The sequence below is a fragment of the Curtobacterium sp. MCSS17_006 genome (assembly GCF_003234215.1).
Taxonomy (GTDB): Bacteria; Actinomycetota; Actinomycetes; order Actinomycetales; family Microbacteriaceae; genus Curtobacterium; species Curtobacterium flaccumfaciens.
This window is the reverse complement of the sequence record NZ_QKSO01000003.1, coordinates 193,677-207,030: the sequence shown is the minus strand read 5'-3', so window position 1 is coordinate 207,030 and position 13,354 is coordinate 193,677. Positions and strand designations below refer to the sequence as shown.

General features: G+C 70.9%; 14 protein-coding genes. 9 read left to right on the top strand and 5 right to left on the bottom strand.

What is annotated here, in order from left to right; all coding sequences use genetic code 11:
* Positions 1–81 precede the first annotated feature (81 nt).
* Positions 82–354 (bottom strand): hypothetical protein, encoded by a 273-nt coding sequence (locus tag DEJ21_RS04830; RefSeq protein ID WP_146247696.1) that lies wholly within the window; start codon positions 352–354, stop codon positions 82–84.
* A 218-nt stretch (positions 355–572) separates the two neighbouring features.
* On the opposite strand from DEJ21_RS04830, the gene DEJ21_RS04825 reads away from it, so the two are divergent.
* On the top strand, positions 573–1,154 hold the full coding sequence (locus tag DEJ21_RS04825) for a LemA family protein (RefSeq protein ID WP_027464499.1): 582 nt from the start codon (positions 573–575) through the stop codon (positions 1,152–1,154).
* Positions 1,155–1,173: 19 nt separating this feature from the next.
* Entirely contained in the window at positions 1,174–2,076 is a 903-nt protein-coding gene (locus DEJ21_RS04820) for a M48 family metalloprotease (protein ID WP_111088256.1), read from the top strand.
* A gap of 4 nt (positions 2,077–2,080) precedes the next feature.
* Here the strand turns inward: DEJ21_RS04820 and DEJ21_RS04815 are convergent, their stop codons facing one another.
* On the bottom strand, positions 2,081–3,364 hold the full coding sequence (locus DEJ21_RS04815; RefSeq protein ID WP_111223868.1) for a winged helix-turn-helix domain-containing protein: 1,284 nt from the start codon (positions 3,362–3,364) through the stop codon (positions 2,081–2,083).
* A gap of 93 nt (positions 3,365–3,457) precedes the next feature.
* On the opposite strand from DEJ21_RS04815, the gene DEJ21_RS04810 reads away from it, so the two are divergent.
* Together DEJ21_RS04810 and ilvA are read left to right on the top strand one after the other, a co-directional pair.
* Positions 3,458–4,717 (top strand): AI-2E family transporter, encoded by a 1,260-nt coding sequence (locus DEJ21_RS04810; RefSeq protein ID WP_258374879.1) that lies wholly within the window; start codon positions 3,458–3,460, stop codon positions 4,715–4,717.
* A gap of 48 nt (positions 4,718–4,765) precedes the next feature.
* Entirely contained in the window at positions 4,766–6,025 is a 1,260-nt protein-coding gene (gene ilvA, locus DEJ21_RS04805; RefSeq protein WP_071406124.1) for a threonine ammonia-lyase, read from the top strand.
* A 131-nt stretch (positions 6,026–6,156) separates the two neighbouring features.
* Here ilvA and greA read toward each other — a convergent pair whose 3' ends face one another.
* Together greA and DEJ21_RS04795 are read right to left on the bottom strand one after the other, a co-directional pair.
* Positions 6,157–6,645 (bottom strand): transcription elongation factor GreA, encoded by a 489-nt coding sequence (greA, locus tag DEJ21_RS04800; protein ID WP_017886739.1) that lies wholly within the window; start codon positions 6,643–6,645, stop codon positions 6,157–6,159.
* A 71-nt stretch (positions 6,646–6,716) separates the two neighbouring features.
* A complete protein-coding gene (locus DEJ21_RS04795; RefSeq protein WP_051596498.1) occupies positions 6,717–7,208 on the bottom strand; it encodes a DUF4307 domain-containing protein in 492 nt (163 codons plus the stop codon).
* Positions 7,209–7,227: 19 nt separating this feature from the next.
* On the opposite strand from DEJ21_RS04795, the gene mca reads away from it, so the two are divergent.
* Positions 7,228–8,118, top strand: coding sequence for a mycothiol conjugate amidase Mca (gene mca, locus DEJ21_RS04790; protein WP_027464504.1), 891 nt, complete (start codon positions 7,228–7,230; stop codon positions 8,116–8,118).
* Positions 8,115–8,420, top strand: coding sequence for a hypothetical protein (locus tag DEJ21_RS04785; RefSeq protein WP_017886736.1), 306 nt, complete (start codon positions 8,115–8,117; stop codon positions 8,418–8,420). The genes mca and DEJ21_RS04785 overlap by 4 nt, the downstream gene beginning before the upstream one ends.
* Before the next feature lie 203 nt (positions 8,421–8,623).
* On the opposite strand, the gene DEJ21_RS04780 is transcribed toward DEJ21_RS04785, so the two are convergent.
* Positions 8,624–9,337 (bottom strand): hemolysin III family protein, encoded by a 714-nt coding sequence (locus tag DEJ21_RS04780; RefSeq protein WP_258374878.1) that lies wholly within the window; start codon positions 9,335–9,337, stop codon positions 8,624–8,626.
* 96 nt (positions 9,338–9,433) lie between these two features.
* Between DEJ21_RS04780 and DEJ21_RS04775 the strand changes: the two genes are divergently transcribed.
* The 3 genes from DEJ21_RS04775 to DEJ21_RS04765 all read left to right on the top strand — a co-directional run bounded on the left by DEJ21_RS04775 (position 9,434) and on the right by DEJ21_RS04765 (position 13,300).
* On the top strand, positions 9,434–10,219 hold the full coding sequence (locus DEJ21_RS04775) for an isoprenyl transferase (protein ID WP_110864496.1): 786 nt from the start codon (positions 9,434–9,436) through the stop codon (positions 10,217–10,219).
* Between the two features lie 85 nt (positions 10,220–10,304).
* Positions 10,305–11,414, top strand: a complete 1,110-nt coding sequence (locus tag DEJ21_RS04770; protein ID WP_071406125.1) for an aminotransferase class V-fold PLP-dependent enzyme — start codon at positions 10,305–10,307, stop codon at positions 11,412–11,414.
* Between the two features lie 524 nt (positions 11,415–11,938).
* Positions 11,939–13,300, top strand: coding sequence for a PhoH family protein (locus DEJ21_RS04765; RefSeq protein ID WP_181433317.1), 1,362 nt, complete (start codon positions 11,939–11,941; stop codon positions 13,298–13,300).
* The last annotated feature ends 54 nt before the right edge of the window (positions 13,301–13,354 follow it).

Sequence of the window (13,354 nt, the reverse complement as noted above, 5' to 3'; positions counted from 1 at the left end):
GGACGGTGCCGAGGCAGGCCCAGGAACCGTTCGGATCCACCCGGGTCGTGCACCCGGACGAACCCGTCGCGGCCGGGCCGGTCACCCGGACGGTGTGCCCGGGGGTGCCGGTGCCGTGGAAGCGCGTCGTCGCCGTCGTGACGTCACCCGGGCGGCGGGTGCTGCCGGGGCGTCCGCAGCGGCAGCGTCGACCGACGTGCCGTCCGCGGCGACCGCGATGGCCGGGGCGGCGGCGCCGAGGAGGGCGGCGACGAGGACCGTCGTCGCAGCTGCGAGCAGGGCGAAGCGGGGACGACGACGAGGGCTGTCGCCCCCGACAGCCCTCTCGTCCACGTTCTCCCCGGTCGTGTTCACCAGACCCATCCCACGGGATCGGCGGCCTCCGGTCAATACACCTCGCGGATGAGGTTCGGGATCGGGCCGCAGTCCGGGAACCCGGTGTGCGTGACTCGGGAATCGCCCGTGAACACTGCTCACGGAACGGAGCATGCTCAGTGCGTCGATAGACTTCACGATGGCCGTTCAGGCCAACGCAGCACCGCGGATCCCGACGCGCAAAGGAGTACGCCCGCATGGACACCGGACTCGTCACGACGCTCATCGTCGTCGGAGTGGTGGTGGTCGTCCTGGTGATCATCGGGATCTACCTCTGGGTGACGTACAACTCCCTCGTCACGCTCAAGGTCCGGGTCGACGAGGCCTGGAGCGACATCTCGGTGCAGCTGAAGCGCCGCGCCGACCTCATCCCCACCATCGTGGACACGGTCAAGGGGTACGCCACGCACGAGAAGGCGGTCTTCGACGACGTGACGAAGGCCCGCGCCGAGACCCTGTCCGCCGGTGACGCCGACACGGCCTCCACCGCCGAGGGGCACATGCAGAAGGCGCTCAAGAGCGTCTTCGCGGTGGCCGAGGGGTACCCGCAGCTGCAGTCGAGCCAGAACTTCCTGCAGCTGCAGTCCGAGCTCGTCGACACCGAGGACAAGATCCAGGCCGCCCGCCGCTTCTACAACGGTGGCGTGCGTGAGCTGAACACGAAGATCCGGGTGTTCCCGAACTCCACGTTCGCGAAGAACCGCGGTTTCTCCGAGGCCCCGTTCTTCGAGACGAACGAGCCGGCGGCCATCGCCGAGCCGCCGCGCGTCCAGTTCTGACCCCAGCGTCGGATCCGACGTGTACAGCGCCATCGCGCGGAACAAGCGCAACACCGTGGTCATCGTCCTGGTGTTCCTGCTGATCATCGGCGCGCTCGGGTTCCTCGGCGGGTACCTCGCCGGCAACGTCTCGATCGGCTTCATCGTGCTCGTGGTCGCGCTCGGGTACGCGGTGCTGCAGTACTTCCTGGCGGCACGGCAGGCCACCGCGATCGCCGGCGGGGTCGAGGTCGACCGCGTCTCGGAACCACGGCTGTGGCGCACCGTCGAGAACCTGGCCATCGCGACCGGCATGCCGATGCCCCGGGTGTTCGTCATCCCCGATCCCTCGCCGAACGCCTTCGCCACCGGGCGTGACCCGGAGCACGCGGTGGTGGCGGCGACGACGGGGCTGCTCGAGCTCATGGACGACCAGGAGCTGCAGGGCGTGATGGCGCACGAGCTCGGACACGTCCGGAACTACGACATCCGGGTGTCCACGATGGTCTTCGGACTCGTCGTGGCCGTCGGCCTCATCGCCGACGTCCTGCTCCGCATCTCGATCTTCAGCGGCCTGTCCGGCGGGCGGAACCGCAACTCGGACAACGGCGGCAGCGCCAATCCGGTGCTGCTCATCGCCGGGATCGTCGCCGTCATCGTGGCCCCGATCGCGGCGGCCGGCGTCCAGGCGGCGGTGTCCCGGCAGCGCGAGTACCTGGCCGACGCGACGGGTGCGATGACGACCCGGCACCCGGAGGGCCTGGCCCGGGCCCTCGAGAAGCTCGGCGCGTACGGCCGACCGATGCAGACGCAGAACTCCTCGATGGCGCACCTGTGGATCGCCGACCCGATGCGCCCCGGTGTGATGGACCGACTGTTCTCGACGCACCCGCCGCTGCCCGACCGCATCGCGCGGCTGCGAGCGAACGCCGACCGGTTCTGACGGGTCAGCCGATGCCGTCGGCGGCCGTGTCGTCGGCCGTCTCGATCGGTTCGGGGGTGTCCGCGTCGTCAGCGGACTCGTGCGGCACCAGGGGCACTCCGAGCGCCCCGGCGACTGCCGCAGCAGCGGTTCCTCGGTCGGTCACCTCGATCGCGCCGAGGCCCTGCCAGCTCGCGGTCCGTCGCAGTGTGTCGGCGAGCCGCTCGGGGTCCAGGTGCTCGCCGGGTTCCTGCCACGCGGTCCGGACGCGGAGCACACCGCGCTGCCGGTCGCTCTTCAGGTCGATCCGCCCGACGAGCCGGTCGTCCTGCAGCACCGGCAGCACGTAGTAGCCGAACACCCGCTTCGGCGCCGGCGTGTAGATCTCGATCCGGTAGTGGAAGCCGTACATGCGCTCGGCCCGCCGCCGGAACCAGACGACCGGGTCGAAGGGGCTCAGCACCGCGTCCGCCGTCAGCTGCCGGGGGACCCGGGCCCCCGCGTGCAGCCAGGCCCGCTCGCCCCAGCCCTCGACCCGCACCGGCAGGAGCTCGCCGGCGTCGGTGAGGTCGGCGATCGCCGTGGCCGTGTCGTCGGAGCGCAGCCGGTAGTAGTCCGCGATGTCCGCTCGGGTGCCGATGCCGAGCGCCCGTGTGGCCTGGCGCACGAGCTCGAGCACGGCATCGGCACGCGGCGGGGCGGTCTCGAGGAAGCCCGCGGGCAGCACCTGCTCGGGCAGGGCGTACACCCGCTCGAACCCGGTCCGTCCGGCGCTCACCGCCTCGCCCCAGCGGAACATCTGCTCGAGCCCGAGCTTCACGTCGCTCCACCCCCACCAGGGGCCGCGACGCACGTTCGATTCGTGCTCCACCGCGCTCGCCCGCATCGGCCCCTCGGCCCGGAGCAGGGCGTGCAGTTCGCGCCGGACGGCAGCGGTCCGGGTGACGCCGTCGACCCGGGTCGGGCCGGCGTCCCGCTCCCGCAGGGCGTCCATCCGCCACCGGAACAGCCGCAGGTCGTCGCGGGGGATGAACGCCGCCTCGTGCGCCCAGTACTCGGTGTAGGGACCCGACCGTCCGAGCGTCAGCCGGTCGAGCGTCGACCGGTCGTAGGCCCCGAGCCGGGCGAAGAGCGGCAGGTAGTGGCTGCGTTCGAACACGTTGACGGAGTCGATCTGCAACAGCCCGAGCCGGCCGAACGCGGTGTTCAGCGCACGGGTCGAGACCGGCTCGGCGGGTGGCCGTCCGAACCCCTGCGCGGCGAGTGCGACCCGGCGGGCCTCGGCGGCGGAGAGCGTCGACCTGGGCATGCCGCGACGCTACCGAACCCCGCCGACATGAGGGTCCACGAACGTATGCCGCATACGGCACCTGACGCGAGGCACATGGCTACACTCGGGCCCATGGCATGGGGAAGCAAGCAGACGCACCCCGACCCCGTGGTCGAGGAATCCGTCCCGGTCGGCGTGCGCATCGCCGGCGCGTGGTCGTGGCGAGCGCTCGTCGTCGTCGGCGTGATCGCCGTCTTCATCTGGCTCGTCACGGTCTTCAGCGAGATCCTCATCCCGTTCCTGGTCGGCATCGTGGTCTCGGCGCTCCTCGTGCCGGTCTCGAACTGGCTGCAGCGGCACCGCGTGCCGAAGTGGCTCGCCGTCGTGCTGAGCCTGCTCAGCGGCATCGCGGCCCTGGGTGGCCTCATCTGGCTCGTCGTCGACCAGGTCGTCGCGTCGTACCCGTCCCTGCGTGACCGGACGGTCGACCAGTACGCGAACATCAAGGACTTCGTCCTCAACTCGGGCTTCGGCATCAGTCAGTCCGACGTGAACGGCTGGCTCGACGACGGCACGAAGTGGCTGCAGGACAACTCCGCGTCGATCCTGTCCGGGGTCGCCAGCGCGGGCTCGGGTGCGACGCACGCGTTCGCGTCGCTCTTCATCATCCTGTTCACCACGATCTTCCTGCTGATCGACGGCAAGAACGTCTGGCGCTGGTCCGTCCGGCTGTTCCCGAAGAAGGCGCGCGCGGCGGTCGACGGCGCCGGTGTCGCCGGCTGGATCACCCTGACGAGCTTCATCCGGGTGCAGATCTTCGTCGCCTTCGTCGACGCCGTGGGCATCGGCCTCGGCGCCTTCATCGTCGGGCTCTTCTTCGGCGGCATGCCGCTGGTGATCCCGATCGCCGCCTTCGTGTTCCTCGGCGCCTTCATCCCGGTCGTCGGCGCCATCGTCACCGGCTTCCTGGCGGTGTTCGTCGCGCTGATCTTCAACGGTCCCCTCGCGGCGGTCCTGGTGCTCGGCGTCGTCCTGCTGGTCCAGCAGATCGAGGGCCACATCCTGCAGCCGCTCGTCATGGGCAACGCGGTCAAGGTCCACCCGCTGGCGGTCGTCCTCGGCGTCACCGCGGCCTCCGGGCTCGCCGGCATCGCCGGAGCGTTCTTCGCCGTGCCGCTGATCGCGACGCTGAACGCCATGGTCACCACCATCGCGAGCGGACGCTGGCGACGGCTCGACTCCGACCACGTGCTCGAAGCGACGCCGAAGCGGGGGCAGCACGGGCAGATCCAGTTGCTCCGACGCCGTCGGCACCAGGTCGGCGACGACGTCCCGGCGCCGGGCGTCGACGCCGGTCCCTCGGCCGAAGAAGGCACCGCCAGCACCAACTGAGCGTCACACGAGTTCGCCGCGGCGGCCCGGAGCGACGATGATGGGGGAGTGACCGACACCAGCGCCTCCCCGCACACGCTCGCCGCGATCCCGACCCTCGCGGACATCGAGGCGGCGCGCGAGACCATCAAGGGCGTCGCACGCGTCACCCCGATGGAGACGTCGCAGTTCCTCGCCGAGCTGCTCGGGTCGCCGGTGCACCTGAAGTGCGAGAACCTGCAGCGCACCGGTGCGTACAAGGTGCGCGGTGCCTACAACCGCCTCTCGACCCTGTCCGCCGAGCAGCGTGCCAAGGGCGTCGTCGCCGCGAGTGCCGGCAACCACGCGCAGGGTGTCGCCCTCGCCGCCCGCGAGCTCGGCATCCCCGCGACGATCTTCACGCCGGTCGGCGTCGCCCTGCCCAAGCTGCAGGCCACCCGCCACTACGGCGCCGATGTCGTACTGCGCGGCCACTCCGTGGAGGAGGCGTTGAGCGCCGCGAAGGACTTCGCCGCCCACACCGGCGCCGTGTTCATCCCGCCGTTCGACCACCCTGCCGTGATCGCCGGGCAGGGCACGCTCGGCCTCGAGATCATCGACCAGGTGCCGGACGTCGACACCGTCGTCGTGCCGATCGGTGGCGGCGGTGTCATCTCCGGCATCGCGCTCGCCGTGAAGGGCATGGCCGAACGGCTCGGACGGCCGATCCGGGTCATCGGCGTGCAGGCCGAGAACGCCGCGGCATACCCGTCGTCGATCACCGCCGGTGAGCCCGTCACCATCACCACGAAGCCGACCATCTCCGACGGCATCGCGGTGGCGCGCCCCGGCGACCTGAACTTCCCGATCATCCGCGACCTGGTCGACGACATCGTCACCGTCTCGGACGACGACACCGCCCGCGCCCTGCTCGTCCTGCTCGAGCGCGCCAAGCTCGTGGTCGAGGCAGCGGGGGCCGTCGGCGTCGCCGCGATCATGTCCGGCGCCGTCCGCGACACGGGTCGCACCGTGGTGCTGCTGAGCGGCGGCAACATCGACCCGCTCATGATGGAGCGCGTGATCACCCGCGGGCTCGTCGCCGCCTCGCGCTACATCGGCATCCGCATCATGCTGCCGGACCGCCCGGGTCAGCTCGCCCGCGTCGCGCAGGTCATCTCGGACGCCGGCGCGAACGTGGTCGAGGTGCTGCACACCCGCCACGGGCAGGGCCTGGTCATCAACGAGGTCGCCCTGGACCTGTCGATCGAGGCGCGCGGACCCGAGCACGCGCAGGAGGTCATCCAGCGCCTGCACGAGGTCGGCTTCCGCCCGGAGCTGCTCGAGCACTAGTCCGCGACGATCCACGAGTCGTTCGACGCGTGGACTGTCGGAATTGTGGTGCGCGCCCTGGGCGCGACCAGCGGACAGACAGGAGGCCCGTGGCGGTGTCGCCACGGGCCTCCTGTCTGCAGTGGCCGGGTCTACGGCTCGTAGCGCTCGATCTTGACGACCTCGACGGCGATCTCCTTGCCGTTCGGCGCCGTGTACGTGGCCTTGTCGCCGGCCTTGAGGCCGACGATGGCCGCGCCGACGGGGCTGACCGGGCTGTAGACCGTCAGGTCCGAGCCCTCGGCGACGATCTCGCGGCTGCCGACCAGGAAGGTGGACTCGTCGCCGGCGATGACCGCCGTGACGACGGTGCCCGGCTCGACGGTGCCGTCGAACTCGGCTTCGCTGACGGTGGCGTGCTTCAGGAGCTCGGTGAGGACGCGGATGCGGGCCTCGATCTTGCCCTGCTCGTCCTTCGCGGCGTGGTAGCCGCCGTTCTCCTTGAGGTCGCCCTCTTCGCGAGCGGCCTCGATGCGGCGCGCGATCTCGGCACGGCCCTCGCCGCTCAGCTCGTCGAGCTCCGCCTTGAGACGGTCGTGCGCCTCCTGGGTCAGCCAGGTGACCTGCGTGTCGTTGCTCATGTTCTGTCCCTTCGACCATGAAAAAACGAGACCGGCCGAGTGGTCGGTCTCGAGAGGCGAATCAGGACAGTCTAGGGAATCCAGCAGTCGTGGATCAACCCGGTCACGCCCCGCGTGGTCGTGGTGACCTGCGTGGAGATGCTCCGGCTGCGCTGTTCGGACGCCGGCACGGTGATCTCCTTCCAGCCCACGATCGAGTAGCTCTTGTCGAGGACCTGCACGGCGCACTTCGCCTCGACGCCCGGGTCGACGGACACCTGCGAGTGGACGACGGTGCTGTGCTCGGACAACACCTCGTACCCGATGACGTCCTGGTCGAGGCCGCGGTCGGACTGGTCGAGCCCGGCCCAGATCACCCACGCACCGAAGACCACGACGACCGCGATGGCCGCGACGATCGCGAAGAGGCGGCTGCGGCGCTTGCGGGCCGGGGTGCGGCCGTAGCGCTCATCGAGGGTGGCGGTCTGGGTCTGTTCGGACAGTTCGGGGCTCCCGGGGTGGATATCCTGATCCCAGGGTAGTTCACGCGATGCTGTGCGCTGCCCGCGTCCGACGCCGCTCACCCGCAGTGAGGAACCCCACGTGCCCTACCGTCTGCTGGCCGTCCACGCCCACCCCGACGACGAGTCGAGCAAGGGTGCCGCGACCGCCGCGAAGTACGTGGCCGACGGGCACCAGGTGCTCGTCGTGTCCTGCACCGGCGGCGAGGCCGGCGACATCCTGAACGACCAGCTCGGCGAGCCGGCCACGAGCCGTGCCCACCGTGACATGGCCGGGTACCGCCGCACCGAGATGGCCGCGGCGCAGCAGGCGCTCGGCATCGACCACGTGTGGCTCGGATACCACGACTCGGGGCTGCCCGACGCCGAGAAGGGCGAGACGGTCCGGCCGGGCACGTTCTCCACGGTGCCGCTCGAGTACAGCACCGAGGCCCTCGTCCGCGTGATCCGCCGGTTCCGCCCGCACGTGCTCGTCACCTACGACGAGAACGGCGGCTACCCGCACCCCGACCACATCCGCACGCACGAGGTGTCGATGGCCGCGTGGTCCGCCGCCGCCGACCCGTCGGCGTACCCGTCCGCCGGTGCCCCGTGGTCGATCGCGAAGCTCTACTACGAGCGCACGATGAACCCGCGCCGCTTCAGCACGATCTTCGAAGCCCTGCAGGAGCGCGACCCGGACAGCCCCGCCATCGAGCAGCTGCGCGAGTGGGTCGAGCGGTTCGCCGACCGGCCCGACCTCGCCACCACCCACGTCGACGTGCACGAGTACTTCGACCAGCGTGACGCCGCACTCCGCGCGCACGCCAGCCAGGTCGCACCGGACAGCGCCTTCTTCTACTGGCCGAACGACCTCCTCGCGACGGTGTGGCCGACCGAGGACTACCAGCTCGTGGAGGCACGCGTGCCGACCGAGCTCCCGGAGACCGACCTGTTCGCCGGGATCCCAGCCGACAAGGAACCGACCTCGTGAGCACCATCGCGGCGGCACTCGCCGCCACCCCCAGTCCCAGCCCCTCGGTCGTCCCCGACGTCGACGTCACCCCGGGTGTCGTCGGGTTCATCGCGATCGCACTCGTCGCGATCGTGACGATCCTGCTCGTGGTGGACATGACCCGACGCATCCGCCGGACCCGCTACCGCGCCGAGGTGCGTGAGCGGCTCGAGGCCGAGGCGAACGGCACCGCGGGCGACGGGACCGCGACGGACGAGCCGGAGCGGCGGGCGGCCGAGGACGGCCGGGCCGACGTCGGCGACGACACCGAGCGCGGCTGACGCGACTGCAGGGCAGACGGGAGGCCCGTGGCGATCCCGCCACGGGCCTCCCGTCCGCCTTGCGCGCGCGCATACCGGAACCAGGCGCGCCGACCGGAACCGGGCGTACCTGGTCGAACCGGGCGTACCTGGTCGGAACTTCCTGGTGAGTACGCCCGGAACCACCAGGCATCGCACCCGTTCTGGGAAGGAACGTGCGACGGTCAGCGCACCGGGTCCAGCGCGACGATGAGCACGCCGACCCACTGCGCACCGAACGCCACCACGGTCAGGGCGTGGAACACCTCGTGGAACCCGAACTGCGTCGGCACCGGGTTCGGCCGCTTGAAGCCGTAGACCAGCGCGCCGATGATGTACGCGACGCCGCCGGACAGGATGAGCACGGTCATCGGGACGCTCGCCGCGAAGAACTGCGGCAGCAGTCCGAGGGCAGCGCACCCGAGCACCAGGTAGATCGGGACGTACAGCCAGCGGGGCGCGTTGATCCAGAGCACCCGGAACGCGATGCCGAGCGCCGCGCCCGACCACATCACCCAGAGCACGACGACCATGAGCGTGTGCGGCAGGGCGCAGATCGCGACGGGCGTGTAGGTGCCGGCGATGAGCAGCAGGATGTTGGTGTGGTCGATGCGCTTCAGCACGGCCTTCACCTTCGGCCCCCACGGGAACCGGTGGTAGGTCGCGGAGACACCGAACATCGCGAGCGACGTCGCCATGAACACCGCGCTGCCGACCTTCGCCGCGGTGCTGTCGGCGAGGGTGATCAGGACGACCCCCATCGCGATCGCGAACGGGAACGCACCGAGGTGGATCCAGCCGCGCCAGGCCGGACGGGGTTCGGCGGCGGTCGCGGTCGCCGACGCCTCTTCCGTGAACGGGACGTGGGGGAGTGTTCCGGTCTCGTGCTCGTCCTGCATGGTCCCGACCATAGGGCCTGACCCCGAACGACAGCCACGTGTCCGCAGAGCGGGAGCCTCAGGGATCCGGCGTCGGTGGTGCACTACGCTCGGTGCGTGACCGGGACGGCGGGATGGACAGGGCGAGGGATCCTCTACCGCGCCTACCAGCGCCGGATCCGCCGCCAGCTCGAGGGTGCAGCGAAGCCCAAGCACGTTGCCATGATCGTGGACGGCAACCGCCGCTGGGCGAAGCAGCTCGGACTCGAGTCCGCCGCACACGGCCACCGCGCCGGCGCCGCGAAGATCCCGGAGTTCCTGACGTGGTGCGACGACCTCGGCATCGAGGTCGTGACGCTGTACCTGCTGTCGGCCGACAACCTGACGGGTCGCGGCGGCGAGGAGCTCGAGGAGCTCGTGGGGATCATCGCCGACCTCGCCGGGGTCCTGGCCGACAACCGCGACTGGCGCGTGCAGCACGTCGGGTCGAACGAGGGGCTGCCGGACAACCTGGTGACCGCGCTCGAACAGGCCGAGCAGCGCACCGCCGGCCGCACCGGCCTCCACGTCAACCTGGCCGTCGGGTACGGCGGCCGCCGTGAGATCGCGGACGCCATGCGCAGCATCGTGCAGGCGCACGGCGCGGGTGGCGGCACCATCGATACCCTGGCCGAGGTCCTGACGCCGGAGCTCATCGGCGACCACCTGTACACGCAGGGCCAGCCCGACCCCGACCTGGTGATCCGGACCTCGGGCGAGCAGCGGCTCTCCGACTTCATGCTGTGGCAGAGCGCGCACAGCGAGTTCTACTTCGTCGAGGCCTTCTACCCGGACCTGCGCGAGGTCGACTTCCTCCGGGCGGTCCGCGACTTCGGCCTCCGGTCGCGTCGCTTCGGCGGCTGACCAGCCACCTCCCGCACCGGGTTCGTCGGCGGAGCCGCGTCCCAGTAGGCTCTCAGGGTTCAACCCTGTGAAAGGTGCACCACCTGTGAACATCGACGAGTACGCCGCCGGCTTCTCCGAAGACCCCGGTTACCTCGACCACGCTGCGTTCGGCCCCGTGCAGACCGCCGTGCTCGAGGAGCAGCGTGTGCTCGGCACCATCCAGGCACACATGCGCTTCGGCGCGATGGAGACCCTCGACGAGCAGGACGCCCGCGTCCGCACCGTCGCCGCCCGCCTGGTCGGCCGCCGCGAGGACCAGGTCGTCTCGCAGGCCGCGACGACCCCTGGCCTGCTGCACACCGCGTTCGGTCTGACCGGGGGTGTGCTCGTGTCCGCCGACGAGTACCCGTCGCTGCCGCTCGCACTGGCCAGCGCCGCCTCGGCCACCGGTGGACGGGTACAGCCCGTCGTCATCGAGTCGGGTGCCGGCTGGGTGACCCCCGAGCTGATCCGTGAGCGCCTGTCCGACGAGGTGACCGCCGTCGCGGTGTCCCTGGTCGACTGGCGCACCGGCTACCTGACCGACCTCGCGGCCATCCGCGAGGTCATCGGTGACCGCCTGCTCATCGTCGACGCGATCCAGGGCTTCGGCGTCGTCGACGCCCCGTACGAGGTCGCCGACGTCGTCGCCACCGGCGGGCAGAAGTGGTTGCACGCCGGGTGGGGCACCGGGTTCGTGGCGTTCAGCGACCGTGCGCTGAACCGGATCCGTCCGGCGCTGTCCGGCCCGCACGGCACGTCCGGCTGGCCCACCGAGGTCCCCGCGGTGCGTCCGGGGGCCGCCGGCTTCCAGATGTCCCGCATCGACCCGGTCGCCCAGGCCCGGCTCGCGGTGTCGCTCGAGCGTCTCACCGCGGTCGGCGTCGCCGCCGTGCAGGAGCGGGTCACCGACCGCGTCGAGCGCGTGTTCGCCATCGCCGACGAGTTCGGGCTCGAGGTCGAGTCCAGCCGCGACCCGGCCGAGCGCGCCGGCATCGTGGTGCTCCGGCCGACACAGGGTCGCGTGACGGCCCTGTCCGCCGCGATGCACAACCACGGCGTCACCGCGACCACGCGGCTCGGCGTCGCGCGGGTGTCCGTGTTCCCGTCGACCACCGACGAGACCCTGGACATGTTCCGCGACGCCTGCGTCTCGTACGCCACGATGCAGTAGCAGCGGCTGGGCTGCTGCGCTTGCTGCCTCCCGTCCGCGTCCCGCGAGCGGTCACGACACCCCGCTCACGTCCGCCGAGTGGTCACCATCTGTCGGCCGGGGCCGTCGCAGCCGACAGATCGTGACCAGTCGGCGCTGCGCGCGCGACGAGTCGCGACCACCGGACGGCCTGGAGGCGCGGTGCCAGGCCGCCACGGGCCTCCCGTCCGCGTCCCGCGAGCGGTCACGGCACCCCGCTCACGTCCGCCGGGTGGTCACCACCTGTCGGCTGGCGCCGTCGCAGCCGACGGTCCGTGACCGCTCGGCGCCGCCACCGCCGCGCGCGGCGTCGCGAGCCGCGCTCGCGTTGTTCACGCGACCGTAACTCCGGAAACCGCGTGTCGCTGTCGGGGTGTCGGGGGCCGGACGTACGTTGTCCCCATCGGGCACCGCGCCCGATCGAAGCGGCCACAGTCGGTGCTTCGGGACCCGCTCCGTGGCCGCGTTCGAGGACAGGACCGGGCCCGTCGCGGCCCGGGGATGGAGTGGTCGTGACCTCTCAGAACGTCTCTCGCGGAGCACAGCAGCAGCACACCGCGGACTCGTCCACATCGGTCGCCCAGCGCACGTACGTGCTCGACACATCGGTGCTCCTCAGCGATCCGCGGGCCTTGTTCCGCTTCGCCGAGCACGCCGTGGTCCTGCCCGTGGTGGTCGTCAGCGAACTCGAGGCGAAGCGCAACGACCCGGAGATCGGGTACTTCGCCCGGCAGGCCCTCCGGCTGCTCGACGAACTGCGCATCGAGCACGAGCGGCTCGACTTCCCGATCGCGATCGGCGACGGCGGCTCGTTCCGCGTCGAACTGAACCACTCCAACCAGTCCGTCCTGCCGTCGGGCCTGCAGCTCGGCGACAACGACTCCCGCATCCTCGCCGTCGCGTCGAACCTCAAGAACGACGGACTCGACGTCGTGGTCGTGTCGAAGGACCTGCCGCTCCGGGTCAAGGCGTCGTCGATCGGCATGGCGGCGGAGGAGTACCGCGCCGAACTCGCGGTCGACTCGGGCTACACCGGCATCGCCGACCTGCAGGTGTCCGGCGAGCAGATGTCCGACCTGTACGAGAAGGAGGAGATCCGGTCCTCGAAGCTCGACGGCGTCCCGGTGAACACCGGCGTCGTCATCCACTCCGAACGCGGATCGGCCCTCGGCCGCGTGCACGTCGCCGGCGCCGTCGCCCTGGTGCGCGGCGACCGCGAGGTCTTCGGCCTCCGCGGGCGCTCGGCCGAGCAGCGGCTCGCCATCGACGCGCTGCTCGACTCCGAGATCGGCATCGTCTCGCTCGGCGGCAGCGCCGGAACGGGCAAGTCGGCGCTCGCCCTGTGCGCCGGACTCGAAGCGGTGCTCGAACGACAGCAGCACAAGAAGATCATGGTGTTCCGGCCGCTGTACGCCGTGGGCGGGCAGGACCTCGGCTTCCTGCCCGGCGACGCCGGCGAGAAGATGAACCCGTGGGCGCAGGCCGTCTACGACACCCTCGGGTCGGTGGTGTCGGACAACGTCCTCGACGAGGTGATCGAGCGCGGCCTGATCGAGGTGCTGCCCCTGACCCACATCCGCGGCCGCTCCCTGCACGACGCCTTCGTGATCGTCGACGAGGCGCAGTCGCTCGAGCGGAACGTGCTGCTCACGATGCTCTCCCGCATCGGTCAGAACTCACGGGTCGTGCTCACCCACGACGTCGCGCAGCGCGACAACCTGCGGGTCGGCCGGCACGACGGGATCGCGTCCGTCATCGAGCGGCTCAAGGGGCACCCGCTCTTCGCGCACGTCACGCTGACGCGGTCCGAGCGCTCCGCGATCGCCGCTCTGGTCACGGACCTGCTGGACTCGCCGGATCTGGTGTAGCGCGGCAGACACTGACGGGTTTTCGCGCTCACCGACAGGTCACGCACTTCCGGA